Raw genomic sequence first — 25953 nt, forward strand, 5'->3', positions numbered from 1 at the left:
CACACCGACGTGGAGCGTTCAGCGCAGTCTGGACGCGGAGCAGTTGTCGTAATCGAGGATCGAATTCAAACAACCGCTTGGAGGATTCCATGAAACACCTGATGCGTCTCGCAGTCCTGGCGTGTGTGCTCGTCGTGGCGTCGCACGCGTATTCCATTCCTTCCCAGTATCCCTCTGCGGCCGAACCGAACGCTGCCGGGCCGTCTGCGGCACCGGTGCTGGTGTTCGACGCGGTCGACTCCCAACCGTTGCTCTGGGAGGGCCCGCGCGTTGCGCAGGGCTACTACCCGGAATGCGCCACCATCGAGGGAACGGCCTGTTCCACGCCCGGCGCCCGGGCGCGCTGCTACCGTTACCAGTATCAGGAGCCCGGGGTGTGCGTTTGCCAGCCGGACAATGTGTTCGCCTGCTTCTGACCCGCAGCCGACCGGTACGCCAAAACGCCCCGCGATGCGGGGCGTTTCCACGATGGCGCGGGCGTGGCTGCTCGAGCCGGCCGCGGTTGCCGGATCCCGCCCCCCTTCGTCGCGAGATCATGGATGTCGGATGCAGTGGTCCAGCCGACCGGAGGTATCCCGCCATACGGGCGCTTCGAACCGGCGAGCGCATCGCCGGGCGAATATCCCCCCGGCAGTGATGGCGGCCGATCGGGTGCCTCAGGTGGTTCGGCATGCGCGCTGATGCCGCTTCAGCCGCCGGGAAACGAGGCTCAGTCCGCACCGCCGCGGGCGCCGGTGCCGCGGTCGGGGCCTGGATCCGGTTCCGGCTGCGCCTGGTCGGCCTCGAACAGGTGCTCGAGTTCGGCACGGCCCTCGCGCAATGCCTGCAGCAGGGCCGGCGCGTCGGTGTAGATGCGGTGGTGGCTGGCGAGGAGGCGTTCGTCATGCTCTCGGAAGCGCCGGGTACGATCCGTCGCCACTTCGCGCGGCACGTCCAGCGCCACCAGCACCTCGCGGCCCATTTCCAGCGCCGAGGCGAAGGTTTCGCGGAAGGCCTCCACCTGCAGGTCCATCAGCTGCCAGGCATGGCGGCGGTCGTGGGCGCGCGCGAACACGCGCAGATGCGGGTACAGGTGCCGCAGCAGATGCGTGGTGCGCAGGCTGGCCTCGCGGTCGTCGATGGCGTTGATGAACAGCCGCGCATGCGCGGCGCCGCTGGCGCGCAGCAGTTCTGGGCGGGTGGGGTCGCCGAAGTACACCACGTTGCCGGAGCGCCGCAGTGCGTCCACGGTGGCGGGGTCGGCATCGAGCGCGACGAACGGGATCTTCTGCGCCACCAGCAGGCGCGCGACGATCTGCCCGAACCGGCCGAGACCGGCGATGATCACCTGCGGATGGCCGTGGTCGTGGATCGGATCGAAGTCGCGGGCCGCCGCCTCGGCAACCTCGTGGCCGCCGAGCAGCCGGGCCAGCGCGATCACCAGCAGCGGCGTCAGCGCCATCGACAGGCCCACCACCGCGAGCAGACGGTTGTGCATCGCCGCTTCCAGCAGCCCCGCGCCGGCCGCTTCGGCGAAGATCACGAACGCGAATTCCCCGCCAAGCGACAGCACCCCGCCCAGGCGCAGCGCCTCGCGCGGGCGCAGACCGCCCGGGTAGCGGCCGAGCCAGAACAGGATCGCGAACTTGACCGCCATCAGCAGCAGCGTCGCCAGCAGCACGAGGACCGGTTCCGCCGCCACCTGCGCCAGGTCGATGCTCATGCCCACCGCCATGAAGAACAGCCCCAGCAGCAGTCCCTTGAACGGTTCGATCTGCGATTCGATCTCGTGGCGGAACTCGGATTCGGCGAGCAGCACGCCGGCCAGGAACGCGCCCAGGCCCATGCTCAGTCCGGCCAGCTGCACCACCCAGGCGGCGCCGAGGACCGCCAGCAGCGCGCTCGCGGTCTGCATTTCCGGCACGCCGATGCGCACCGCGGTACGGAACAGCCGGCGCAGCAGGTAGCGGCCGCCGAAGAACACCGCGGCCAGCGCCGCGATCGCCTTGAGCAATGCCCAGCCCGGGTGTCCGGCGTCCGGTGCGGCCGCGTGCGCGAGCAGCGGGATCGCGGCGATCAGCGGCACCGCCGCCAGGTCCTGGAACAACAGGATCGCGAACGCCAGCCGCCCATGCCCGCTGTGCAGCGCCTTGCGCTCGGCCAGCAACTGCAGCCCGAACGCGGTGGAGGAGAGCGCCAGGCCCAGGCCCACGACGATCGCCACCTTCCAGCCCAGCCCGATCAACGCCACCATCGCGGCGAGCGCCGCGCCGGAGATCGCGACCTGCAACCCGCCGGTCAGGAACACCGGCCGGCGCATCAGCTTCAGCCGCGCCAGCGACAGTTCCAGGCCGATGACGAACAGCATCATCACCACGCCGATCTCGCTGGCCGCCAGCACCGGCTCGGCATCCCGCACCACGCCTACGCCGTCCGGCCCGAGGGCCACGCCGGCGGCAAGGTAGCCCAGTACCGCGCCCAGCCCGAATCGCTTGAACAGCGGTACCGCGATCACCGCGGCGAGCAGGAACACCAATGCCAATTGCAGACCGCTGCCGTGCATGCGCACCTCCGTGGCGGAAGTATGCACGGCAGCGCCGCCGGATCGGCGGCGGGCAGCCGGTCCCCGCGGTTCAGCCGGCCGCGGCGCTCGTCCCGGCGAGCTCGCGCAGCCGCCGCGCGCCGCGCTCGGCGATCGCGTACAGCGCGTGTTCGTGCGCCAGCGCGTAGTGGTCCGCCTCCGGATGCTCGCTGTCGAGCACCCCGAACAGGGTGTCGCCGAGGCAGATCGGCACCGCGAGCTCGGACAGGTTGAACTGGTCGTCGACCACGTAGCGGCAGTCCAGGCGCGCATCGGCGGTGCGCTGCGGCAGCCGCAGCTGCGCGCACCTGCCGACGATGCCCTGGCCGAGCCCGAGCTGGATGCGCGATTCCAATACCCGGTCGGCGGCGCGCTTGGGCCCCCAGGCGGCGCGCTGGGTCAGGGTGCGGCCGTCGCTGTCGAGCAGGTAGGTCACGCAGTCGACCAGCCCCAGGGCGGGGCCGGCGAACTCGCACAGGGTCCAGGCGACGTCGACGGCGCGCGCGCAGCGGCCGAGTTCCTCGACCAGCGCGGCCAGCCGGGGGCCGGCCTGCCGGAGGAAGTGGTCCGCGGTGCTGCTCGGCATCTGGGTCCCCGGGGCGGCGGCGCGGCGGCCGTCCAAGACCGGGCCATGCTAGCGCCGCAGCGCCACGCGGTCACGACCCGGGAGATGCCGGCGGCGAAACGAAGACGCCCCGCGTCGCGGGGCGTCTTCATCGTTTCCGGGTCGATCAGCGCCGCATCGAGGCGAAGAACTCGTCATTGGACTTGGTCTGCTTCATCTTGTCGAGCAGGAACTCCATGGCGGCGATCTCGTCCATCGGGTGCAGCAGCTTGCGCAGGATCCAGATCTTCTGCAGCAGCTCCGGCTCGATCAGGTAGTCCTCGCGGCGGGTGCCGGACTGGTTGACGTTGATCGCCGGGTACACGCGCTTCTCGGTGATGCGGCGGTCCAGATGGATCTCGGAGTTGCCGGTGCCCTTGAATTCTTCGTAGATCACCTTGTCCATCGCGCTGCCGGTGTCGACCAGCGCGGTGGCGATGATCGTCAGAGAGCCGCCTTCCTCGACGTTGCGCGCGGCGCCGAAGAAGCGCTTCGGGCGGTGCAGTGCGTTGGCGTCGACACCGCCGGTGAGCACCTTGCCGGAGCTGGGCACCACGTTGTTGTAGGCACGCGCGAGGCGGGTGATCGAATCCAGCAGGATCACCACGTCCTTCTTGTGCTCGACCAGTCGCTTGGCGCGCTCGATCACCATCTCGGCGACCTGCACGTGGCGCGCGGCGGGCTCGTCGAAGGTGGAGGACACCACCTCGCCACGCACGGTGCGCTGCATCTCGGTCACTTCCTCGGGCCGCTCGTCCACCAGCAGCACGATCATGTGCACGTCGGGGTGGTTGGTGGTGATCGCGGTGGCGATCTGCTGCATCATCATGGTCTTGCCGGCCTTGGGCGGCGAGACGATCAGCGCGCGCTGGCCCTTGCCCTGCGGGGCCATCAGGTCGAGGATGCGGCCGGCGATGTCCTCGCTGGAGCCGTCGCCGCGCTCGAGCTTGAAGCGCTTGCGCGGGAACAGCGGGGTGAGGTTCTCGAACAGCACCTTGCCCTTGCTGGCCTCCGGCGGCTCGGCATTGATGGTGTCGACCACCGACAACGCGAAGTAGCGCTCGCCGTCCTTGGGCCAGCGGATCCGGCCGGAGAGGTGGTCGCCGGTGCGCAGGTTGAAGCGGCGGATCTGGCTCGGGGAGATGTAGACGTCGTCGGGGCCGGCCAGGTAGGAGGCCTCTGCCGCGCGCAGGAAGCCGAAACCGTCGGGCAGGATCTCCAGCACGCCGTCGGCGACGACGCCCTCGCCGTGGCGGGTCAGCACCTTGAGCAGGTTGAAGATCACGTCCTGCTTGCGGGCGCGGGCCACGCCGTCGTGGATGTTGAGCTGCTCGGCGATGTCCATCAGCTTCTGCGCGGGCATCCGCTTCAGGTCGCTGAGGGTGTACTGCGGGAAGTCCTCGGGGATGTTCGGCGGCGGCAGGCGCTGGCCCTGGTCGCCGCCGTCCTGCGGCAGGCCGTCGTCGCGACCACCGCCACCGCCACCGCCACCGCCGCCTCCACCGCCACGGTTGCGGTCGCGGCGGTTGCGGAAGCGATCGCGGCGATTGCCCGGCCGGCCGTCGCGCTCGCGCTGTTCGCGCTGTTCACGCGCCTCGCGCGATTCGTTGCCGCCGCCGCCGCCGTCGCCTTCCGCGGCAGGCGCCGGGGCGCTTGCGGGGGGGCGGCTCGGGGGAGGCTGGGGAGAGGACGCTTCGGCCGGCGATGCCGGCTTCGGAGCCGGCGCGGGGGCCGGGGCCGGTGTTTCGCTGCTGGCGGCGGCCGGCGCCGCCGGAGCCTCCGGCGTTGCGGTCTTGGCGACCCGGGCGGTCTTGCTGACGCGCGGCTTGCGCACGCGCTTCTCGGCGGAATCGCCGGAATCGGAGGTGTTGTCGGACAAGTGCGAATTCCTCGCTAGCTGCGAGCGCCCGCGGAGGCGGGCGGAGGGTTGGAAGGGTGGGCCTTCAGACGGGGTGCGGCGCGGGATCCCGCACCGGATGGAACAACGCTAGCACCGCCCCGCGTCCACGGCAAGCGATCCGGCTGCGGGACCGGGCGGTCCGCGGCGGCGCGCCGCCCGCCTGGGGTATCCCGCGCTGGTGCCCCGCGCTCGCGGAGGCGGGGCAGGCGCTCAGAGCGCCTTGTCGATCATCTGCGACAGCTGGCCCTTGCCCACCGCGCCGATCTGGGTGGACTGAACCTGGCCGCCCTTGAACAGCAGCAGCATCGGAATGGAGCGTACGTGGTACTTCATGGCGACCCCCTGGTTCTGGTCGATGTCGACCTTCACCACCTTGGCGCGCCCGGCGTAGCTCTCCGCCAGCTCGTCCAGCGCCGGGGCGATCATCTTGCACGGACCGCACCAGGGCGCCCAGAAATCGACCAGCACCGGCTCGTCGGACTGCAGCACGGTGGAATCGAAATCGGCGTCGCCGGCGTGGATGACCTTGTTGCTCACGGGGTTCTCCTGGGGTCGGGCCGCGTGCCGGGCGGGCGGGGCGGCTTGGGTGCTGTTAAACTGGGGCGTTTTCGGGCCGGATCAAGGGTTTCCCCAGGTCCGCACAGCCTTCCATTCACGGTTCGGCAGTCTGCGACGCGGTCGCCCCCTGCGCAACCGCGCCCCGCCGCACAGACCATTCCAGGCATGACAGACAAACCACTGACCGATATCCCCTTCTCGGAGTTCGAGCTGCACCCGCAGTTGCTCGCGGGTCTCGAGGCCGCCGGGTTCCTCCGCTGCACCCCGATCCAGGCGCTGACCCTGCCGATCGCCCTGCCCGGCCGCGACGTCGCCGGCCAGGCCCAGACCGGTACCGGCAAGACGCTGGCGTTCCTGGTGGCGGTGATCAACCGGCTGCTGTCGCGTCCGGCGCTCGCCGACCGCAAGCCGGAGGATCCGCGCGCGCTGATCCTGGCGCCGACCCGCGAACTGGCCATCCAGATCCACAAGGATGCGGTGAAGTTCGCCTCCGACCTGGGCCTCAAGTTCGCGCTGGTCTACGGCGGAGTCGACTACGACAAGCAGCGGCAGCTGCTCCAGGACGGCGCCGACGTGATCATCGCCACCCCGGGGCGGCTGATCGACTACGTCAAGCAGCACAAGGTCGTGTCGCTGCACGCCTGCGAGATGTGCGTGCTGGACGAGGCCGACCGCATGTTCGACCTCGGCTTCATCAAGGACATCCGCTTCCTGCTCCGGCGCATGCCGGCGCGCACCGAGCGGCAGACCCTGCTGTTCTCTGCCACCCTCAGCCATCGCGTGCTCGAGCTCGCCTACGAGCACATGAACGAGCCGGAGAAGGTGGTCGTCGAGACCGAATTCATCACCAACGCCAAGGTCCGGCAGAAGGTGTTCTTCCCCTCCAACGAGGAAAAGCTGCCGCTGCTGCTCGGCCTGCTCTCGCGCAGCGAAGGCGCGCGCACCATGGTGTTCGTCAACACCAAGGCCTGGGTGGAACGGGTGGCGCGCGCGCTGGAGCGCGGCGGCTACCGCGTCGGCGTCCTGTCCGGCGACGTGCCGCAGAAGAAGCGCGAGTCGCTGCTGAAGAAGTTCCAGGCCGGCCAGCTCGAGCTGCTGGTGGCCACGGACGTGGCCGCGCGCGGCCTGCACATCGACGGCGTCAGCCACGTCTACAACTACGACCTGCCGTTCGACGCCGAGGACTACGTGCACCGCATCGGGCGCACCGCGCGGCTCGGCGCGGAGGGCGACGCGATCAGCTTCGCCTGCGAGATCTACGCGCAGAGCCTGCCGGACATCGAAACCTTCATCGAACAGAAGATCCCCGTCGAGGCGGTGACCCCGGAGCTGCTGGTGGCGCTGCCGCGCAAGCCGCGCGTGGGCGTCGAGGCCCAGCCCGACGACGGCGAAAGCATCGGCGAGATCTTCCGCGAGGCCCGCGAGCAGCGCGCCGCCGACGACGCCAGGCGCGGCACCGGCCCCGGTGCGCGGCGGTCCGGCAGCGGCGGCCGCCGCGAGGGCGGCGGGGCCGCCAGGGGCGAGCGCGAGCGGCCGCGCCGGGCGCGGCCGGAGCGCGACCCGGCCGCAACGCCGGCCGCGCAGCCGGTCGCCGAGGCGCCGGCGCAGGAGCCGCCAACGGCCGCCCCCGCGCCATCCGGCGAATCCCCCGCGGGCGGGGAAGGCGTCAAGCCGCCGCGCAAGCGCCGCCGCCGCCGCGGCGGACGCCGGATCGAGGGCGAGACCGGTGCCGCGCCGGCCCAGGAACGTCCGGCGGCCAGGGCCCGCGGGACCGGCGAGGCGCCGGCCTCGGCGCGCAAGCCCGCCGCGGAAGCGCGGCCGGCCCAGCGCCAGCCCCAGGGATCGCCGCCGTCCGGGCGGGAACCCTCGCTGCTGTCGCGGCTCGGCCGCGGTCTGAAGAAGCTGGTCACCCGCGCCCCCGACAACCGTCATTGACGCCGCGGCGGGCGCGTCGCCGGTGCGCGGTGCCGCGCCGCCGGCCGCGTCGGGCCGGCGCGGACGCCCGCCGGGCGAAGTTCGCTAAGCTTGCCGGGTCCCCCGTGCAGTCCCCCGAATGAGCGTTCTCCGCTTCGACAGCGTCAGCAAGCAGTATCCGGGCGGGCACGTCGCGCTGTCCGAGGTCAGCTTCGACGTGGCCGCCGGGGAGATGCTGTTCGTGACCGGCCATTCCGGCGCCGGCAAGAGCACCCTGCTCCGGTTGGTGCACCTGTCCGAGCGCCCGAGCCGCGGCGCGGTGCTGTTCGCCGAGCGCAATCTGCTGCGGGTCCGTGGCCGCCGCGTGGCCATGCACCGGCGCGATGTCGGCGTGGTGTTCCAGGACCACCGCCTGCTGACCGACCGCAGCGTGTACGAGAACATCGCCCTGCCGCTGATCCTGCGCGGGATGCGCCGCGGCGAGATCGCCAGGCGGGTGCGCGGCGCGCTCGAGCGTCTCGGGCTGGGCGCGCGCGAGCGCGCGCTGCCAGGCCAGCTCTCGGCGGGAGAGCAGCAGCGCGTCGGCATCGCCCGGGCGATCGTCGGCGAGCCCATGCTGCTGGTGGCCGACGAGCCCACCGGCAACCTCGATCCCACCCTGTCGGCGGAGATCATGGCGCTGTTCGCGGAACTGCCGGGCCGGGGCACCAGCGTGCTGGTGGCCAGCCACGACCTGGCACTGGTGCGGCGGATGCGCAAGCGCGTGCTGGTGCTCGACCACGGCACCCTGGTCGACGACATCGCCCCGGAGGACCTGGCCGATGGCTGAGCCGCGCGCGAACCTGCCCGGGCGCAGCACCCACTCGCGGCTGGGCACCTGGATCGACCATCATCTGTACAGCTTCGTCTCCAGCCTCGGCCGGGTCTTCCGCAGGCCGTGGGCCACGGCGCTCACGATCGGGGTGATGGCGGTCGCGCTGGCGCTGCCCCTGGGCCTGTGGCTGGTGCTGGACAACGTGGCGCGGCTGTCCGGCGGGGTGCAGCAGTCGCGCGAAATCGCGGTGTTCCTGGACCTGGAGGTCACGCCGCGGCGCGCGCGGGCATTGGCCGAGGAGCTGCGCGGCCGGGCCGACGTCGCCGCCGTGGAGCTGCGCACCCCGGAGCAGGGGCTGGAGGAATTGCGCCAGCGTGGCGGCCTCGGCGAGGCCATCGACGCGGTCGGGGAGAATCCCCTGCCGGCGGTGCTGGTGGTGGTGCCGGCCGGCGACGAGACCCTGCTGGCCGGCTCGCTCGGGCAGCTGCCGGAGGCCGAGCTGGTGCAGCACGACGCGCAGTGGCGGCAGCGTCTCGACGGCTGGCTGCGTTTCGGCGGACGTGCGGTCTGGGTGCTGGCGGTCCTGCTGGGGCTGGGCGCACTGCTGGTGGTCGGCAACACCGTCCGGCTCGACATCCAGTCGCGCCGCGAGGAGATCGGCGTGCTGCAGTTGCTGGGGGCGACCGACGGCTTCATCCGCCGGCCGTTCCTGTATCTGGGCACCTGGTACGGGCTGGCCGCAGGCGCGCTGGCGCTGGGCCTGCTGGGCGCCGCCGGGCTGGCCCTGAACGATGCCGTGGCGGGCCTTGCGGCGAGCTATGGCAGCGGCTTCGCGCTGGCGGGCTTCGCGCCGGCGCAGCTGCTGGCGATCGTGCTCGGCGCCGGGGCGCTGGGCTGGCTGGGCGCCAGCCTGGTGACCGGCCATTTCCTGCGCCAGACCCGCCCCACCGAGACCTGACAGGGAGCGCCATGACCAGCTCGAAGACCGACGGACACGACCTCCGGCACCTGGTAAGCGAATCGCCGCGGATCATGGTGGTCGACGGCTCGAAGCTGGTGCGCAAACTGATCGGCGACGTGCTGCGCAAGGAACTGCCGGCGGTGGAGGTGGTGGCTTGTGCCGGCCTGGCCGAAGCGCGCGCGGCGCTGGAGCAGGCGCCCGTCGACCTGGTCACGACCGCGCTGGTGCTGCCGGACGGCGACGGCCTGCAGCTGGCGCGCGTGGTGCGCCGCGCCGCGGTGCAGCGCTACGTCCCGGTGATCGTGGTGTCCGGCGACGCCCAGGGGCACCTCGAGTCGCGGCGTTTCACCGAGGACGTGACCGACTATTTCGACAAGGCCAACGGCCACCAGGCGCTGGCGACCTTCATCCGCGGCTACGTGATGCCCGAGCCGATCCCCGGCGCACACGTGCTCTATGTCGAGGACAGCCGCACGGTGGCGCTGGCCACCCGGCGCATGCTGCAGTCGCACGGAATGGAGGTGACCCACGTGATCAGCGCCGAGGATGCGCTGGACTGGCTGCGCGAATGGCGCGGCAGCGACGTCGCCCCCGGTGCCGACCTGCTGCTGACCGATGTCTACCTCAAGGGCGAACTCAGCGGCCGCGACCTGCTGCAGGCGGTGCGCCAGGAGTTCGGCTACGGCAAGCGGCGGCTGCCGGTGCTGGTGATGACCGGCGACGACAACCGCGTCAACCAGATGGGCCTGCTGCGAGACGGCGCCAACGACCTGGTGCTCAAGCCGATCGAGGAGCGCCTGCTGGTGACCAAGGCGCTGTTCCAGCTGCGGTTGGCGAGGATCGGCCGCACCGCCGAGAACGCCGGCGCGGCGCCGGGCGGAACAACCGGCCAGACCTGAGCGGACCGGCAGCGCGGCCGCTCCGCCTCGGCCGCGAACGCCGCGGCGCGGTCGCGCAGGCCGTCGCGATCGATCGCCGCCGCCCCCTCCCCAATCCCGATCACGAACCACCAACCACGGCCCATGCCCGATACCGACCGGATCCAACTCGAGCCGTCCTGGAAGGCGCGCCTCGGCGACTATCTGCTGCGGCCGCAGATGCGCGAGCTATCCGCTTTCCTGCGCCAGCGCAAGGCGGCGGGAGCGAGGATCTACCCCCCCGGCTCGCAGATCTTCGCCGCGTTCGATGCGACGCCGTTCGATGCCGTCAGGGTGGTGATCCTCGGCCAGGACCCCTACCACGGCCCCGGCCAGGCCCACGGGCTGTGCTTTTCCGTGCTGCCCGGCGTGCCGGTGCCGCCGTCGCTGCAGAACATGTTCAAGGAGATCCAGCGCGACCTGGGCATCGCACCGCCCGACCACGGCTGCCTGTTGCCGTGGGCGCGGCGCGGGGTGCTGCTGCTCAACGCCGTGCTGACGGTGGAACAGGGCAGCGCCGGCGCCCACCAGGGCCGCGGCTGGGAAGGGTTCACGGACCACGTAGTGGAAACCCTGGGCCGGGAACGCGAAAACCTGGTGTTCATGCTCTGGGGCAGCTACGCGCAGAAGAAGGGCGCGGTGATCGATCCGCGGCGCCATCGGGTGCTCAGGACCACCCATCCCTCGCCGCTGTCGGCGCACCGCGGTTTCCTCGGCTGCGGGCATTTCTCCGCCGCCAACGCGTCCCTGGTTCGCAATGGCGCGGCGCCGGTCGACTGGTCGCTGCCGCCGCGCGCCGAACTGGAGATCTGAGACCGCGCCCCGCCGGATCCGCCGGCGGCGGGCGCGACCGTGCCGGAGCCACACCACCCCTTCACCAGCGCGGGCGCACCATGGCGCCCTGGCCAGGCCCCGGCCGGTCCGCGATCCCGGTATCCCGGCACAGGGCAGGCTCGGATGGCCTTTCAATGAAATCAATTGCTTATGAAGGAGTGCGTTCCAGCTAGGGAACGCTGGGAACTCCTTGCACCTGTATCTGTCAGATCTGCACACTGATAAAATGGCCGCCATGACCCAGATGACCTCCACCACCGCCCTGGTCGCCAACAACCTGCCGGTCCCGAGCTCGCTCGGCTCGCTGGACGCGTACATCAACGCCGTCCATCAGATCCCGGTCCTCTCCGTCGAGGACGAGCAGGCGCTGGCCCACCGCTACCGCGACCAGGAAGACCTCGACGCGGCGCGTGAGCTGGTGCATTCGCACCTGCGCTTCGTGGTTCACGTCGCGCGCGGCTACAACGGCTACGGCCTGCCGCTCGGCGACCTGATCCAGGAAGGCAACATCGGCCTGATGAAGGCGGTGAAGCGTTTCGATCCGGGCGTGGGCGTCCGCCTGGTGTCGTTCGCCGTGCACTGGATCCGCGCGGAGATGCACGAATACATCCTGCGCAACTGGCGCATCGTCAAGGTGGCCACCACCAAGGCGCAGCGCAAGCTGTTCTTCAACCTGCGCAAGAGCAAGAAGCGCCTGGGCTGGCTCAACGCCGAGGAAGTGCGTGCGGTGGCCGCCGATCTGAACGTCTCCGAGCGCGAGGTGATGGAGATGGAGTCGCGGCTGTCCGGGCGCGATGTCGGCTTCGACGCTTCCGCCGACGAGGACGACGACCACGCCCCGCCCGCGCCCTCCGGCTATCTGATGTCCCAGGAGGAGGACCCGGCGCAGCTCTACGAGCGCGAGGACAGCGAGGACGATCAGCTGGCGCTGCTGCGCGAAGGGCTGGCCGAGCTGGACCCGCGCTCGCGCGACATCATCCGCCGCCGCTGGCTGGACGACGACAGCAGGATCACCCTGCAGGAGCTGGCCGACGAGTACGGTGTCTCGGCCGAGCGGATCCGCCAGGTCGAGGCCAATGCGCTCAAGAAGATGAAGGCGCTGTTCGCGGCCTGACACGTCGGGCTTTTTTGCTGCGGCTGCATCCAGGGCCCGGTCGTTTGCCACCCGTCTTCGTCACCCGAAGACCCCCCACTGGCCGCGCTCACCGACGAGCGGCAACGGAGCGCTTTCGGACTGCCTACGGGGTCACGGTCGCAGGTTCGCCGATGTTGCCAAATTCCCCGGCCGGCACAGGGTGCCGGCGCAACCTCAGCAACCATGGGAGAAGAGCATGGAAAGGAAATCGATGTCCGTCCTGATGGCTTTCGCCTTGGCCGCGTCCTCGGGGTTCGCCCCTCAACAGGCTGTCGCAGGCGACCTGACGAATGCCGTCCTGGAATGCTACGTGGACACCTATGCGTTCGATCAACCCACCGCCAACTACTGTATCTCCACCTGGACACCGTGGACCGCGGACAACCCGTCCGTCGCGCACTTCGAGGTGGTCCAGCTGCCAGCCGGGAACTACTCGTTCGCCTGGAAGGATCGGGACACCGGCGCGCCTCCACCTGGCTGCGGCAATACGCAATTCTGCTCGACCGGGATCGCGACCGACGTCTCGGGCGATGGACTGGTGAGGATGGAGGTGAGGATCACCGACCATGCAACGGGCAGCAGCAGAACGATCACCGCCGACGCCCACTACTTCGACGGCTGGCACTGAGCAGCATGGCCGCAGGCGGGGGCGCCCCCACCTGCGGTCGTACCCGCACCGCAAGTGTCACCATTTGAACAGCATCAGGCTGATCGCCAGCGCGCCCATGCCGGTGACCAGCCCGTAGACGGTTTCGTGGCCCTTGGCGTAGCGCTTGGCCGCCGGCAGCAGTTCGTCCAGGGCCAGGAACACCATGACCCCGGCGATGATTCCGAACAGCGCGCCGAACATCCCCTCCGACAGATACGGCGCCAGCACCGCGTAGCCGATGATCGCGCCGACGGGCTCGGCCAGGCCCGAGACCATGCAGGCGACGAAGGCGTAGCGCTTGTTGCCGGTGGCGTAGTACACCGGCACCGCGATGGCGATGCCCTCGGGGATGTTGTGGATGGCGATGGCGAACGCCAGCGGCAGGCCCACCCGCGGGTCCTCCAGGGTGGCGAAGAAGGTCGCCAGCCCCTCCGGGAAGTTGTGCGCGGTGATCGCTACCGCGGTCAGCAGCCCGACGCGCTTGATGTACTCGCGATTGTGGTCGCGGAAGAACGGGTCGTCCGCCTCCAGGCGCTCGTGCGGGTTGGGGATCATCCGGTCGATCAGCACGATCAGCATCACCCCGGACAGGAACGCCAGGGTGCCGTACGAGAAGCCCTGCGCTTCGCCGTACGCGCTGGTGAACGAGGCGATGGACTTGTTGAGAATCTCCGAGAGGGAGACGTAGACCATCGCGCCCCCGGCGAAAGCCAGGCCGAACGCGAGCATGCGGGCGTTCGGGGTCTTGGTGGTGAACACCAGCAGCCCGCCCAGGCCGGTGGCCAGGCCGGCCGCGGTGGTGACGGCGAGCGCCACCAGAACGTTGTGCGCGGTGATGTCTGCAAGCATGCGGCGTGGTCCGGCAGGCCGGGCGAGATGCCGCCGGCAAACGGCCCGCGCGCGGCGGCGCGCGGAGGGCCATCGTAGCGAAACACGGCGCGCCTTTGCGATGGGCGGCGCGGGTGGCCGCAACGCCGCGCGGCGCCTGGATCAGGCGCGGTAGATGCCGCCCAGGATGCGGGGGCCGGCGGCGCCGGTGACGCTGGGCAGGTTGCCGGGCCGCTGCAGCAGGGTCTGCCGCGCCAACCAGGCGAAGCCCATCGCCTCGACCGCGTCCGGGTCGAGACCGTGCGCGGCGCTCGAATCGAGGGCGCAGTCGCCGAGCGCGGCCGCGAGCGAGGCCATCAGCGGCGGGTTCAGGACCCCGCCGCCGCAGGCGATCACCCGGGCGGTCTTCGGCTGCGCCGCGCGCAGCGCCGCGACGGTGGTGCGCACGCTGAGCGCCAGCAGGGTGGCCTGGACGTCCTGCGCCGCCTCGTCGCCGCGCAGCCGCTCCTGGAGCCAGCCGAGGTGAAAATGGTCGCGGCCGGTCGACTTGGGCGGCGCCAGCGCGAACCACGGATCTTCGAGCAGGCGCTCCAGCAGCGCCGTGTCGACCCGGCCCGCGGCCGCCAGCGCGCCACCGGCGTCGAACGCCGCCCCGGTCTGGCGCCGGCACCAGGCATCCATCAGGCCGTTGGCCGGGCCGCAGTCGAAGCCGCGCACCTCGCCGCCGGGCGGCAGCAGGGTCAGGTTGGCGATCCCTCCCAGGTTGAGCACCGCGCGCGCCTCCCCGGGCGCGGCCAGCAGTGCCGCGTGCAGCGCCGGCAGCAGCGGTGCGCCGTGGCCGCCCGCAGCCAGGTCGCGGCGGCGGAAGTCGGCCACCACCGTCACCCCGGTGCGCTCGGCGATCAGCGATGGATCGCCGAGCTGCATGGTGAACGGCAAACGCCCGTCGCCGGCACGGCCGTGGGGCCGGTGGCGCAGGGTCTGGCCGTGCGAGCCGATCGCCGCCACCGCCGCCGCCGGGATCTTGCTGTCGGCCAACGCCCGCAGCGCGACCGTTGCGAACGCCTGGCCGATACGCACGTCGAGTTCGCCGACCTCGTCCAGCAGCAGCGGCGTGTGCTCCTGCCCCAATGCGACCAGCCGCTCGCGCAGCGCGGGGTCCCAGGCGTAGGTGCGGGCGAACAGCAGCTTCGGCCGCTCGCCGTCGAACTCGACCAGCGCGGCGTCGATGCCGTCGGCGCTGGTGCCCGAGATCAGGCCCAGGTAAAGCGATGGCGGGGGAATTGCGGACATCGGCGGGTCTTCATCGCCGCGGTGTGCCGCGGCGTCGGCGGAGTATGCGGCGAAACGCTCGCGGCCCACGGCACGGCCGGTGCCGGGCTCGATACGCCCGCCGCGCGGCGGGCGCCCTCGGGTCAGCCGCGCTTGCCGGTCGCCGCCGGGCGTGCGCTGGCGACCTCGCGGCCGCCCTCGGGCCCCGGCAGTTGCGCGTAGCGCAGCGTTTCCACCTGCTGGATCCGCGCCAGCGCCGGCGCGGCCTGCGCCTTGAACTGCGCCAGCGCCGCGCCCTTGAGCGGTTCCGGCGGCGGCATCGTCTGCGACAGCGGATTGCGGTGCACGCCGTTGACCCGGAACTCGTAGTGCAGATGCGGTCCGGTCGCCAGGCCGGTGGCGCCGACGTAGCCGATCACCTCGCCCTGCGCGACCCGCTGCCCCTGGCGTACGTTGGAAAAACGGGACATGTGCGCGTACAGGGTGGTGTAGCCGCGGCCGTGGTCGAGAATGACCACGTTGCCGTAGCCGCGCTGGGTGCCGCGGAACTGCACCCGGGCGTCGCCGGCGGCCTTGATCGGCGTGCCGGTGCCGGCGGCGTAGTCCACGCCCTTGTGCATGCGCATCCTGCCCAGCACCGGGTGGCGGCGCGCGCCGAAGCGCGAGCTCAGCCGCGCGAATTCCACCGGCATGCGCAGGAAGCTCTTCTTCAGCGGGCGGCCGTCGGCGGTGAAGTACTCGGCCTTGCCGTCGCGCTCGAAGCGGAACCCGGAAAAGGTCTTGCCGCCGGTGCTGAAGGTCGCGGCCAGCACCTCGCCGTTGCCGATCTTCTCGCCTTCGCGCCACAGCTCCTCGATCACCACGCTGTAGCGGTCGCCAGGCTGGATCTCGCGGGAGAAATCGATGTCGTACTGGAAGATGCTGTCGGTCAGGGTGTGGATGACCCTGGGGGAGAGCCCGGCCTGGCTCGCCGAGCCGTACAGCGAGCTGCGGATCTCGCCGGTGACCACCGTGGTGTGGACCTCGACCGGCCGCTCGATGATCCGCTCGCGGATGTCGTTTCCGGCCAGGCTGAGCTGGACCCGCTCGGTGTCGCCGCGGTCGAAGCGGAACCCGCGCAGCCGCCCATCGGGGGCGAGGTCGAAGCCGAACTCGGTCCCGGGCCGGATCCGCGCCAGCGCCTCCGCGGCCGAGGGATGCTCGAGGATCCGCTGCAGGGTGGCCGCGGGAACGTCGAAGCCGGCGAAGATCTCGCCCAGGGTCTGCCCGGACTGCACGGTGACCAGCTGCCAGCTGGGAGCTTCGGCGACGCCGGCCTTGCGCGCCGGCAGCGGCGGCAGCGCCAGCGCCATCGTGGTCAGTGCGGGCTGGCCGGAGGCGGGCTGCATCGCGCTGGAGAACCCGGGCACCAGCGTCACCACCAGCGCGCCCAGGGTGGCGAACAGGCTGGCCTGGGCCCAGTGGCGGCGCGTCCAGCGGCCGTTGAAACCCTTGCGTTCGAGGAATTCGGGAACCTGCTGCGAGATATCGGCGGCGCGTTGGGCGACCGCGCTCAGGTTGGCGAGGCGGATATCGCGATTGCGGTCCGCTTCCGGAGCAGGTGTCGGCATTGGGCGTTCCCGGTGGCGTGAAGGGCGCGTCAGCGAGGTAACATAATGACGCGAACAGGGCGCGTCAAATGCTTGAGCCGACAGGCGTTTTACGTGATCGGCCAACGTTAGCGCAGCTTAACGCCCGTTTTCACAACCCGATCACATTTCGACACATCCGTGATCCGAACATCCGAGGTTTCCGTGCCACATGCCCCTGCCGCCCGCGACGCCCTGGACCTGATCGCCCGTGGCGCAGACGAGATCCTCAAGCGCGAGGAGCTCGAGGCACGCCTGGCCCTGGGCCGGCCCCTGCGGGTCAAGGCTGGGTTCGACCCGACCGCCCCCGACCTGCACATCGGCCATACCGTGCTGCTCAACAAGATGCGGCAGTTCCAGGAGCTCGGCCATACGGTGATCTTCCTGATCGGCGACTTCACCGGGATGATCGGCGATCCGACCGGCAAGAACGCCACCCGCAAACCGCTCACCCGGGAGGACGTGGACGCCAATGCGCGCACCTACGCCGAGCAGGTGTTCAAGGTGCTCGACCGCGAGCAGACCGAGCTGCGCTTCAACAGCGAGTGGTTCGGCAGGATGGATGCAGCGGACATGATCCGCCTGGCCGCCCGCCACACCGTCGCGCGCATGCTCGAGCGCGACGACTTCGCCAAGCGCTACGCGGCGCAGCAGCCGATCGCGATCCACGAGTTCCTGTATCCGCTGGTCCAGGGCTACGACTCGGTGGCGCTGGAGGCCGACGTCGAGCTCGGCGGCACCGACCAGAAGTTCAACCTGCTGATGGGGCGCGGCCTGCAGGAGCACTACGGCCAGAAGCCGCAGGTGGTGCTGACCATGCCGCTGCTCGAGGGCCTGGACGGCGTGCAGAAGATGTCCAAGTCGCTGGGCAACTACATCGGCATCGACGAGCCGGCGATCGACATCGTCAACAAGACGATGAAGATCGGGGACGCGCTGATGTGGAAGTGGATCGAGCTGCTGAGCTTCGAGATCGGCGCCGACGAGGCGCGGCGGCTGCGCGCCGGGATGGCGGCCGGGCTCAATCCACGCGACGTCAAGCTGCGCCTGGCGCGCGAGCTGGCGGCGCGCTTCCACGATGCCGCGGCCGCCGAGACCGCGATCGCCGGCTGGCACGCGGCGGTGCGTGGAGAGGGCGATACCGCGCTCCTGCCGCTGCAGGAGGTGCGCGTTCCCGCCGAGGGGCTGCGCCTTGCCGCCCTGCTGACCGCGGCCGGGCTGACCCCGAGCAACTCCGAGGCGAACCGCAAGCTCAGGGAGCGTGCGGTCAGGGTGGACGGGGCGGTGGCCGAGGACCCGGGCAGGGTCCTTGCGCCGGGCTTCGAAGGGGTGCTGGCGGTCGGCAAGCGCAACTTCGCACGGGTGCGGCTGATCACCGCGCCATGACGGCGGCGGCGCGAAGCTTCGCGCCATGAACGACATGCTGAATGGGCAGTTAGGGGTGGTGCTCGGCATGGCCTACGCCATGCTGCTCGGCGGCGCGATCGGCTTCGAGCGCGAACTCAAGCGCCGGCCTGCCGGGTTCCGCACTCACATGCTGGTCGCCGGGGCGGCGGCACTGCTGATCGGGATCGGCCAGCTGTCGGTGCTCGAGCGGATGGCCGGCCAGGGGGCGGAGATCATGCGGATCGACCCCCTCCGGCTGGTGGAGGCGGTGATCGCCGGGGTGTCCTTCATCGGCGCCGGGACGATCTTCAGCGAGGGACGGCGCGGCGGCGAGACCATCGCCGGCATCACCACCGCCGCATCGCTGCTCACGGTGGCGGCGATCGGCGTGGCGGCGGGGCTGAACTATCACCTGCTGGCGCTGATGGCCACCGTGCTGGCACTGCTGGTGCTGGTCGGCCTGTCGGCCTGGGAACGCTCGCGCGAGCGGCGCGCCGGGCTCCCGCCGGAAGCCGGGCACGGCACCCCCCACGGCAGGCCGGGCCGGGCAGCGTCCGACGACCCGGCCGGCCACGCGGATCGCACCCGGCAGCGTCCAGAGCGCTCCGGGCGCGACTGAGTGGCCGGGGTGGACACGGAAACGGCGCCCGTGGGCGCCGTTTCCGGAGGCCGCGCTGCGCCGGACTAGGTGCCGTCCGCTCCCGCCATCATTTCGTCGCGGGCCGCCTTGAACGGATTGCCCTCGTACCAGTTCGGCCAGCGGTCCGGGTCGTCGACCAGGACGCGGCCGACCCGGTACAGCGCCTCCAGGTCCTGGATCACCCCGCCGAGGTTCCACTCCTCGCGGTAGACGTCGCCGGGCTGGTGGTAGCGCGATGCGTAGTCCTCGGTCGCGGCCTTGCCGGCCTCGGTGCCGCCCTCGACCAGATCGCTGCCGCCCTTGGCGTAGAGCGCCGGCACCCCGGCCTTGGCGAAATTGAAGTGGTCGGAGCGGAAGTAGAACCCGCCGGCGGGATTGCCTTCCTCCACCAGCGTGCGCTGCTGTTCGCCGGCGATGGTCTCGAGGATGTCCTCGAGCTCGGAACTGCCCTTGCCGGTGACCACGAAGTCGCGAGAGGGCCCGGCCACGCTCATCGCATCCAGGTTGATCACCGCGGCGATCTTCTCCATGGGGAATGTCGGCTGGGCGACGTAGTACTTGGATCCGAGCAGGCCCGATTCCTCCAGCGTGACCGCCAGGAACACCAGCGAGCGCTGCGGCGCCGGCTCCTCGCTGGCGAAACGTTCGGCGATCTCGATGATGCCGGCGATGCCGGTGGCGTTGTCGACCGCGCCGTTGTAGATGTCGCGCCCGCCGTCGTCGCGCTCGTGGGCGCCCAGGTGGTCCCAGTGGCCCATGTAGATCACCGCCTCGTCGGGGCTGGTGCTGCCAGGCAGCACGCCGATGACGTTGCGGGAGGACTTCTCCGCGACCGTGCTTTCCAGGTCAACCGACATGCTGGCCTGCAGCGGCACCGCCTCGAAGCCGCGACGGTTGGCGGCCGCGTACATCTCGTCGAGGTCGTGCCCGGAGTCGGCGAACAGCTGGCGCGCGACCTCGGTGCTGATCCAGCCCTGCGCCGGCAGGCGCGGCTCCGGATCGTCCTCGGCGCGCAGGTCGAACTGCGCGCCCGACCAGGAGTTGCGCACCACGTCCCAGCCGTAGGACGCGCCCTCGGTGTCGTGGACGATCAGCGCGGCGGCCGCGCCCTTGCGCGCGGCCTCCTCGTACTTGTAGGTCCAGCGCCCGTAGTAGGTCATCCGGTTGCCTTCGAACAGGCTCTCGTCGCCGGCGTGGAAGCCCGGGTCGTTGACCAGGATCACCACGGTCTTGCCCTCGACGTCGACGCCGGCGTAGTCGTTCCAGTCCTGCTCCGGCGCATCGACGCCGTAGCCGACGAACACCAGCTCGCTGTCGTCTATCTCCACCCGGGGCTGGCCGGTGCGCGTGCCGATCACCATATCGGTGCCGAACTCGAGCTCGCGTTGCTGGCCGTTGCTGTCCAGCCGCAGCACCGTCGACTCGTCGGCGGTGGTCTCGACCATGGGCACGGTCTGGTACCAGCCGCCATCCTCGCCGCCGGGCTGCAGGCCGATGCGTTCGTACTGGGCGCGGATGTATTCCACGGTCTTCTCTTCGCCCGGCGAGCCCGGAGCGCGGCCCTCGAATTCGTCGGAGGCGAGGGTGCGCACCAGTTCGCGGAAATCGTCCTCGGCGATCTCGGGCGAGAACGCGTGCGTCTCGGCCCCGGCGGCGGGGGCGGCGTCGGCCTGGGCCGTGGGCGCGGCGGCATCGTCCTGGCGGTCGCCGCCGCAGGCGGCCAGCGCCAGGGCGGCGGCCAGGCTGATCAGCAGGGGTCGTTGCATCTGGGGTCTCCGGCACGGGAAACCCCGATTCTAGCCGCTGGCGCCGTGGCGCACCCGTGCCGTGGGGGCGCGCTCAGTCGGCGGGCGCGCGCCTGCCGGAATACGGCTTGGCCTCGGCGCCGCTGATGCGGCCGGTGCGGGCGCTCTCGTGCACGTAGAGCGCCACCTCGCGCTCGAACACCAGCTCCCCCTCGATCACCGCGCCGGGGCCGACGATGATGCGCGGCGTGCGCTTGTTGACGTTGACCAGGAACCAGTTGGAGTTCGGCTTGCGGACGTGCAGGCCGCCGCGCACGTGCGAGCCCACGCCGACGGTGACGTCGCCGTTGGTGGTCTCGATGCCGCCGCCGACGTCGGTGTCGACCAGGCCGATGCCCCCGCTGACGGTGCCCACGTTGCCGCCGATGTTGCCGCCGCGGTCGATGAAGATGCTGCCGCTCACGGTTTCGACGGCGCCGGCGATGTCCGCGTTGCGGCCGGTACGAATCATGCCGTTGACGGTGGTGATGCTGCGCGCGGTGACGCCCTCGCCCAGGGTGATGCCGCCGTTGACGGTTTCCAGATTGCGCAGTTCGGCGCCGTCGCCTACGTTGATGCCGCCGTTGACGGTCTCCGCGTCCTCGGCGCGGACCCGCTCGCCGATGCGAACGCTGCCGTTGACCGTGCTCAGGTCGCCGTACGCCTGGCCGGCCTCCGCGGTCACCGAGCCGTTCACCTTGCTGATGTCTTCCTGGGCCATGACCGGACCGGCGAGCGCGATGGCGAGCGCAAGCGCTGTTGCGGGCAGGCTCGAGCGGGAGCGGGAAGGGAACTTCATGCGTCTCTCCTTGCAGCGTTTGCCGGTGGCCGGCCGGTGGCCGTGCCTTGCGTTACGGTCAGCATGCCCGGGCTTGGCTACAATCGCACCTGTCCGAAGTCACGGGGTCGAACGTCGTGCCAGATTCCCAGAACCGCCCGAAACCGGTCGTGCTGCTGATCCTGGACGGCTGGGGCCATCGCGAGGATCCCCGCGACAACGCCCTGGCCGCCGCCGACATCCCCAACTGGCGGCGCCTGTACGCGGCGCATCCGCATGCGCTGGTCCACACCGAGGGCCGCCACGTCGGGCTGCCGGACGGGCAGATGGGCAACTCCGAGGTCGGCCACATGAACCTCGGCGCCGGCCGCATCGTCTACCAGGAGCTGACCCGTATCGACGCCGCGATCGAGGACGGCAGCTTCTTCGACAACGCCGAACTCGACGCCGCATGCGAGGCGGCGATCGCCTCGGGCGGCACCTTGCACCTCATGGGCCTGCTCTCGCCCGGCGGCGTGCACAGCCACGAACGGCACCTGTTCGCGATGCTGGAGCTGGCCGCCCGCCGCGGCGTGCCGCGGGTGGCGGTGCACGCCTTCCTGGACGGGCGCGACATGCCGCCGCGCTCGGCCGGTCCGAGCCTGGAAGCGCTGCAGGCCGAATGCGACCGCCACGGCAACGCGCGCATCGCCAGCGTCGGCGGGCGCTACTACGCGATGGATCGCGACAAGCGTTGGGAACGGGTGCACAAGGGCTGGGATGCGATCGTCGAGGCCTCCGGCGAGCGCGCGGCCGATGCGGCCGCGGCGCTGGAGGCGGCCTACGGCCGCGGCGAGAACGACGAATTCGTGCTGCCGACGGCGCTCGAGGGCGCGGCGCCGATGGCCGACGGCGACGCCGTCGTGTTCATGAACTTCCGCGCCGATCGCGCGCGGCAGCTCAGCGCTGCCTTCGTCGCCCCGGGCTTCGACGGCTTCCAGGCGCGGCGCCCCAAGCTGTCGCGCTACGTCTGCCTGACCGAATACGACGCCACGCTCCCGGCACCGGTGGCGTTCGCCCCGGACAACCTGCGCAACACCCTGGGCGAGGTGCTGGCCGCCAACGGCCTGACCCAGCTGCGCATCGCCGAAACCGAGAAATACGCGCACGTGACCTTCTTCTTCAGCGGCGGCCGCGAGGCGCCGTACCCCGGCGAGGAACGCATCCTGGTGCCGAGCCCGAAGGTCGCCACCTACGACCTGCAGCCGGAGATGAGCTGCGCCGAGGTCACCGAGAGGCTGGTCGAGGCGATCGAGTCGGGGCGTTTCGACGTGGTGGTGTGCAACTACGCCAATCCCGACATGGTCGGCCACAGCGGCGACCTGCAGGCCGCGGTGAAGGCGGTGGAGGCGGTCGACCAGGCGGTCGGCGCGGTGGTCGAGGCGACCCGGGCGCGCGGCGGCGAACTGCTGGTCACCGCCGACCACGGCAACGTCGAGATGATGCGGGATCCGGAAACCGGGCAGCCGCACACCTCGCATACGGTCGGGCCGGTCGACCTGATCTACGTCGGAGAGCGCGATGCCGGGTTGCACGACGGAGGCTCGCTGCGCGACATCGCGCCGACCATCCTCGACCTGCTCGGCATCGACCCGCCGCAGGAGATGACCGGCCGCTCGCTGCTGCTGCGGCGCTGAGCCGGGCCATGGCGGCCCTCCGCACCGCCCTGGCCGCGGCCGTGCTGGCCGCCGGCATGGCCCTGGCAGCGCCGGCGGCCGGCCAGGAGCAGCGCGATGCCGAACGGCGCCTGCAGGAGGTTCGCCGCGAGTTGCGGGACGTGGCCGCCGAGCGGCGCCGGCTCGAAGGCCGCCGCGGCGCCGCCGCGCGCGCGTTGCGCGACGCCGACGAGCGGGTCGCCGCGAGCGCCGGCGCCCTGCGCCGGACCGAATCGGAACTCGAGCAGGGCGAACTGGCCCTGGCCGAACTCGGCGCCCGCCGCGGCGAGCTGCAGCAGCGGCTGGCGGCGCAGCGCCGCGAACTGGGGCAGCTGCTGCGCGCCGCGCACGCCATCGGCAACCACGCCGCGCTCAAGCTGCTGCTGGCGCAGGACCGGGTCGGCGACGCCAACCGCGCCCTGACCTACCACCGCTACCTGCAGCGCCAGCGCGCACGCCGGATCGGCGACCTGGCCGGCGAACTGGCCGAGCTCGATGCCGTCGAGCAGGAGATCGCCGCGCGTCGCGAAGCGCTCGACCGGGCGCGCGAGCGCCAGCGCCGGCAGCTGGCCGAACTGGAGCGCGAGCGCGCCGAGCGCGCCGGCACCGTGACCGAACTGGAACGCCGCCACGCGGACCGGCGCGCCCGCGAGAGCGCGCTCGGCCGCGACGCCAGGGCCTTGGAGCGGTTGATGACGCAGCTGCGCGAGGCCGCGGCCCGCGCCGCGGCTGCCGAACGCGCCGCCGCCGCACGCGCCGGGGCAGGCCGCGACGACGGGCGCCGGGCCCCGGCGCAGGTGGCGCGCGGAGCGCCGATCCGGGTGGGCGGACTGGGCTGGCCGGTCTCCGGGACGCTGCTGGCCGGCTTCGGCGGGCGCATGCCCGATGGCCGCGCCAGCTCCGGGGTGCTGATCGGTGCCGCTGCCGGCACCCCGGTCCAGGCGGTGGCGGACGGCACCGTGGTGTTCTCGGAGTGGATGACGGGCTACGGGCTGATCGCGATCGTCGACCACGGCAATGGCCACATGAGCCTGTACGCCCACAACGACGCGCTGCTGCGCCAGGTCGGCGACCGGGTGAAGCGCGGCGATGCGGTCGGCAGCGTGGGCAGTTCCGGCGGGCAGGGCCAGCCGGCGCTGTACTTCGAGCTGCGCCGCGACGGCAAGCCGGTGGATCCGGCGACCTGGCTGCAGAAACGCTGAACGGCGCCCTTCGCGCCCGCGGCGCTGCGTGCATAATCGGTCGAACCCGGGTCGCATCGCGCGGTCTGACACTGCTCATTCCCGGAGCCGCTGCATGCGCCATCTCCTGCTCTTGCTGATCCTCGCCGCGCTGTCGCCGGTCCCCCTGCCGGCGCAGGAGCGCGCCGCCGAACCGCAGGCCGGGCCGGCCGTCGAAGGCGCGGCCGGGGCCGGCCAGGCCCCGATGGGGGAGGTTCCGGCCGCTCCCGATGCCGCCCCCGCCGCGTCGGAGCCGGCGCCGGCCGCGGGCGAGCCGGAGGCCGGGGAGCCGACCGACCCGGGTGCCGCGGTTGCGCCCGCGGCGCAGCCGCAGGAGGACACGCCGCAGGAGGGCGGGGCGGAGCCGGCCGGCACCGAGCGCCCGGCAGCGGAGCCGGCTCCGCCGGCGGGGTCCCCGGCGACGCCGGAACCTGCGGCCGAGCCGGATCCAGGCGAGGCCCGCGTCGTCGGCCCCAGCGACGATCCCGACGCCGCCGAAGGCAGTTCGACGCGCGTGCCGCTGGCGGAGATCCGCCGCTATGTGGCGGTCTTCAACGCGATCCGCGAAGCCTACGTCGAGCCGGTCGACGATCGCGAGTTGATGCAGTCGGCCATCCGCGGCCTGCTGCTCGACCTCGATCCGCACAGCGCCTACCTGGAGGGCGACGCCGCCGAGGCCTTCGACGAGAGCACCTCCGGCGCCTACGCCGGCATCGGCGTGGAGGTGCTGCAGCTGCCCGAGGGCAGCCTGCGCGTGGTGGCGCCGATCGACGATACGCCGGCCGAGCGTGCCGGCATCCGCAGCGGCGACACCATCGTCGCCGCCGATGGCGTGACCTTCACCCCGTCCAGCCACGACGGCGCCGGCCCGCTGCGCGGCGAACCGGGCACCTCGGTGGTGCTCACCGTGCTGCGCGAAGGCGCCGCCGAGCCGCTGGAGATCCCGGTCGAGCGCCAGATCATCCGCGTGGCCAGCGTACGCGGGCGCATGCTCGAGCCCGGCTATGCCTACATCCGCATCGCCGCCTTCCAGGTCGACACCGCTGCGGAGTTCCAGCGCACCCTGCGAGAGCTCCAGGCGGACGGACCGCTGCGTGGACTGGTGATGGACCTGCGCAGCAATCCTGGCGGCCTGCTCACCTCGGCGGTGCAGATCGCCGACGACCTGCTCGACGCCGGCGCGATCGTCAGTACCCGCGGCCGGATCAGCATCAGCGATGCCGAGTTCTCGGCCACCCCCGGCGACCTGCTCGACGGCGCCCCGGTGGTGGTGATCGTCGACGCCGGCTCGGCCAGCGCCTCGGAGGTGCTGGCCGGGGCGCTGCACGACAACGGCCGCGCGCGGATCGTCGGCAGCCGCACCTTCGGCAAGGGCTCGGTGCAGACCGTGCTGCCGCTCGACAACGGCGACTCGGTCAAGCTCACCACCGCGCGCTACTACACCCCCAGCGGGCGTTCGATCCAGGCGCGCGGCATCGACCCGGACGTGGTGCTGGAAGCGGAGGACCGCCCGGCGCGGCTTGCCGGCGAGTACTCCGAAGCGGCCCTGCCAGGGCACCTGCGCGGCGATGAGGAAGCCCTGCCGGGCGACAACGCCGGCGAGGTGCTCGATGGCGACGGCCCGATCGACGCGGCGCTGGCGGAACTGAAACATCCGACGCCGGGGCCGCAGCCGAAGGCCGCCCCCAGCGTTGCGAACGCCAGCCGCTGAAGCAGGCAGGCACGAGTCCGGGGGATCGACCCTCCCCGCGGAACCGCCCTCGCCGCCGCTGTAGGAGCGCGCCATGCGCGCGAGGGCCGGTGCTGACGGAAGCGCCGGAGATCGCCGCCGACCCGGCCGAAGCTCCCGCGGCCTTCGCGGCCATGGGCCGCTCCTA

The 25953-nt window shown here is 71.6% G+C and carries 22 protein-coding genes; 13 read left to right on the plus strand and 9 right to left on the minus strand.

Annotation, left to right across the window (positions count from 1 at the left end):
- The first annotated feature begins 89 nt into the window (after positions 1 to 89).
- A complete protein-coding gene (locus QFW77_RS16280) occupies positions 90 to 416 on the plus strand; it encodes a hypothetical protein (RefSeq protein WP_280575857.1) in 327 nt (108 codons plus the stop codon).
- 293 nt (positions 417 to 709) lie between these two features.
- Here the strand turns inward: QFW77_RS16280 and QFW77_RS16285 are convergent, their stop codons facing one another.
- The 4 genes from QFW77_RS16285 to trxA all read right to left on the minus strand — a co-directional run bounded on the left by QFW77_RS16285 (position 710) and on the right by trxA (position 5601).
- A complete protein-coding gene (locus QFW77_RS16285) occupies positions 710 to 2542 on the minus strand; it encodes a monovalent cation:proton antiporter-2 (CPA2) family protein (protein ID WP_280575858.1) in 1833 nt (610 codons plus the stop codon).
- Positions 2543 to 2612: 70 nt separating this feature from the next.
- Complete coding sequence (locus QFW77_RS16290) at positions 2613 to 3146, minus strand: GAF domain-containing protein (protein ID WP_280575859.1); 534 nt, start codon at positions 3144 to 3146, stop codon at positions 2613 to 2615.
- 145 nt (positions 3147 to 3291) lie between these two features.
- On the minus strand, positions 3292 to 5043 hold the full coding sequence (gene rho / locus QFW77_RS16295) for a transcription termination factor Rho (protein WP_280575861.1): 1752 nt from the start codon (positions 5041 to 5043) through the stop codon (positions 3292 to 3294).
- Positions 5044 to 5274: 231 nt separating this feature from the next.
- A complete protein-coding gene (gene trxA / locus QFW77_RS16300) occupies positions 5275 to 5601 on the minus strand; it encodes a thioredoxin TrxA (RefSeq protein ID WP_280575862.1) in 327 nt (108 codons plus the stop codon).
- Between the two features lie 186 nt (positions 5602 to 5787).
- Here trxA and rhlB point away from each other — a divergent pair, with 186 nt between their 5' ends.
- The 7 genes from rhlB (at position 5788) to QFW77_RS16335 (ending at position 12825) form a co-directional block, all read left to right on the plus strand.
- On the plus strand, positions 5788 to 7557 hold the full coding sequence (gene rhlB / locus QFW77_RS16305; protein ID WP_280575863.1) for an ATP-dependent RNA helicase RhlB: 1770 nt from the start codon (positions 5788 to 5790) through the stop codon (positions 7555 to 7557).
- A gap of 118 nt (positions 7558 to 7675) precedes the next feature.
- Positions 7676 to 8365: a cell division ATP-binding protein FtsE gene (ftsE, locus tag QFW77_RS16310; protein ID WP_280575864.1), complete on the plus strand. Its 690-nt coding sequence runs from the start codon at positions 7676 to 7678 to the stop codon at positions 8363 to 8365.
- Entirely contained in the window at positions 8358 to 9308 is a 951-nt protein-coding gene (ftsX, locus tag QFW77_RS16315) for a permease-like cell division protein FtsX (RefSeq protein ID WP_280575865.1), read from the plus strand. The genes ftsE and ftsX overlap by 8 nt, the downstream gene beginning before the upstream one ends.
- 11 nt (positions 9309 to 9319) lie before the next feature.
- Complete coding sequence (locus QFW77_RS16320) at positions 9320 to 10210, plus strand: response regulator (RefSeq protein WP_280575866.1); 891 nt, start codon at positions 9320 to 9322, stop codon at positions 10208 to 10210.
- A gap of 123 nt (positions 10211 to 10333) precedes the next feature.
- On the plus strand, positions 10334 to 11041 hold the full coding sequence (gene ung / locus QFW77_RS16325) for a uracil-DNA glycosylase (RefSeq protein WP_280575868.1): 708 nt from the start codon (positions 10334 to 10336) through the stop codon (positions 11039 to 11041).
- 256 nt (positions 11042 to 11297) lie between these two features.
- A complete protein-coding gene (rpoH, locus tag QFW77_RS16330; protein WP_280575870.1) occupies positions 11298 to 12176 on the plus strand; it encodes an RNA polymerase sigma factor RpoH in 879 nt (292 codons plus the stop codon).
- A gap of 232 nt (positions 12177 to 12408) precedes the next feature.
- Positions 12409 to 12825 (plus strand): hypothetical protein, encoded by a 417-nt coding sequence (locus QFW77_RS16335; protein ID WP_280575874.1) that lies wholly within the window; start codon positions 12409 to 12411, stop codon positions 12823 to 12825.
- Positions 12826 to 12882: 57 nt separating this feature from the next.
- On the opposite strand, the gene zupT is transcribed toward QFW77_RS16335, so the two are convergent.
- The 3 genes from zupT to QFW77_RS16350 form a co-directional block, all read right to left on the minus strand.
- Positions 12883 to 13695 (minus strand): zinc transporter ZupT, encoded by an 813-nt coding sequence (zupT, locus tag QFW77_RS16340; RefSeq protein ID WP_280575876.1) that lies wholly within the window; start codon positions 13693 to 13695, stop codon positions 12883 to 12885.
- A 141-nt stretch (positions 13696 to 13836) separates the two neighbouring features.
- Positions 13837 to 14967: an anhydro-N-acetylmuramic acid kinase gene (locus tag QFW77_RS16345; protein WP_280575878.1), complete on the minus strand. Its 1131-nt coding sequence runs from the start codon at positions 14965 to 14967 to the stop codon at positions 13837 to 13839.
- Positions 14968 to 15089: 122 nt separating this feature from the next.
- Positions 15090 to 16556, minus strand: coding sequence for a M23 family metallopeptidase (locus tag QFW77_RS16350; RefSeq protein WP_280575879.1), 1467 nt, complete (start codon positions 16554 to 16556; stop codon positions 15090 to 15092).
- Positions 16557 to 16739: 183 nt separating this feature from the next.
- Here QFW77_RS16350 and tyrS point away from each other — a divergent pair, with 183 nt between their 5' ends.
- Positions 16740 to 17960 carry a tyrosine--tRNA ligase gene (tyrS, locus tag QFW77_RS16355; protein WP_280575881.1) on the plus strand — a complete coding sequence of 407 codons (1221 nt, stop codon included), beginning with the start codon at positions 16740 to 16742 and terminating at the stop codon, positions 17958 to 17960.
- 25 nt (positions 17961 to 17985) lie between these two features.
- The gene (locus QFW77_RS16360; RefSeq protein ID WP_280575883.1) at positions 17986 to 18579 is read left to right on the plus strand and encodes an MgtC/SapB family protein; all 594 of its coding nucleotides are present in this window, start codon (positions 17986 to 17988) and stop codon (positions 18577 to 18579) included.
- Positions 18580 to 18644: 65 nt separating this feature from the next.
- Here QFW77_RS16360 and QFW77_RS16365 read toward each other — a convergent pair whose 3' ends face one another.
- Positions 18645 to 20366: a M28 family metallopeptidase gene (locus QFW77_RS16365; RefSeq protein ID WP_280575884.1), complete on the minus strand. Its 1722-nt coding sequence runs from the start codon at positions 20364 to 20366 to the stop codon at positions 18645 to 18647.
- A 73-nt stretch (positions 20367 to 20439) separates the two neighbouring features.
- Positions 20440 to 21183: a DUF4097 family beta strand repeat-containing protein gene (locus tag QFW77_RS16370; protein ID WP_280575886.1), complete on the minus strand. Its 744-nt coding sequence runs from the start codon at positions 21181 to 21183 to the stop codon at positions 20440 to 20442.
- Between the two features lie 149 nt (positions 21184 to 21332).
- On the opposite strand from QFW77_RS16370, the gene gpmI reads away from it, so the two are divergent.
- The 3 genes from gpmI (at position 21333) to QFW77_RS16385 (ending at position 25787) form a co-directional block, all read left to right on the plus strand.
- Positions 21333 to 22838: a 2,3-bisphosphoglycerate-independent phosphoglycerate mutase gene (gene gpmI / locus QFW77_RS16375; RefSeq protein ID WP_280575887.1), complete on the plus strand. Its 1506-nt coding sequence runs from the start codon at positions 21333 to 21335 to the stop codon at positions 22836 to 22838.
- An 8-nt stretch (positions 22839 to 22846) separates the two neighbouring features.
- A complete protein-coding gene (locus QFW77_RS16380; protein ID WP_280575888.1) occupies positions 22847 to 24058 on the plus strand; it encodes a murein hydrolase activator EnvC family protein in 1212 nt (403 codons plus the stop codon).
- Between the two features lie 94 nt (positions 24059 to 24152).
- Positions 24153 to 25787, plus strand: a complete 1635-nt coding sequence (locus QFW77_RS16385) for a S41 family peptidase (protein WP_280575889.1) — start codon at positions 24153 to 24155, stop codon at positions 25785 to 25787.
- Positions 25788 to 25953: the final 166 nt, after the last annotated feature.

The organism is Luteimonas endophytica, from assembly GCF_029887875.1.
GTDB lineage: Bacteria > Pseudomonadota > Gammaproteobacteria > Xanthomonadales > Xanthomonadaceae > Luteimonas > Luteimonas endophytica.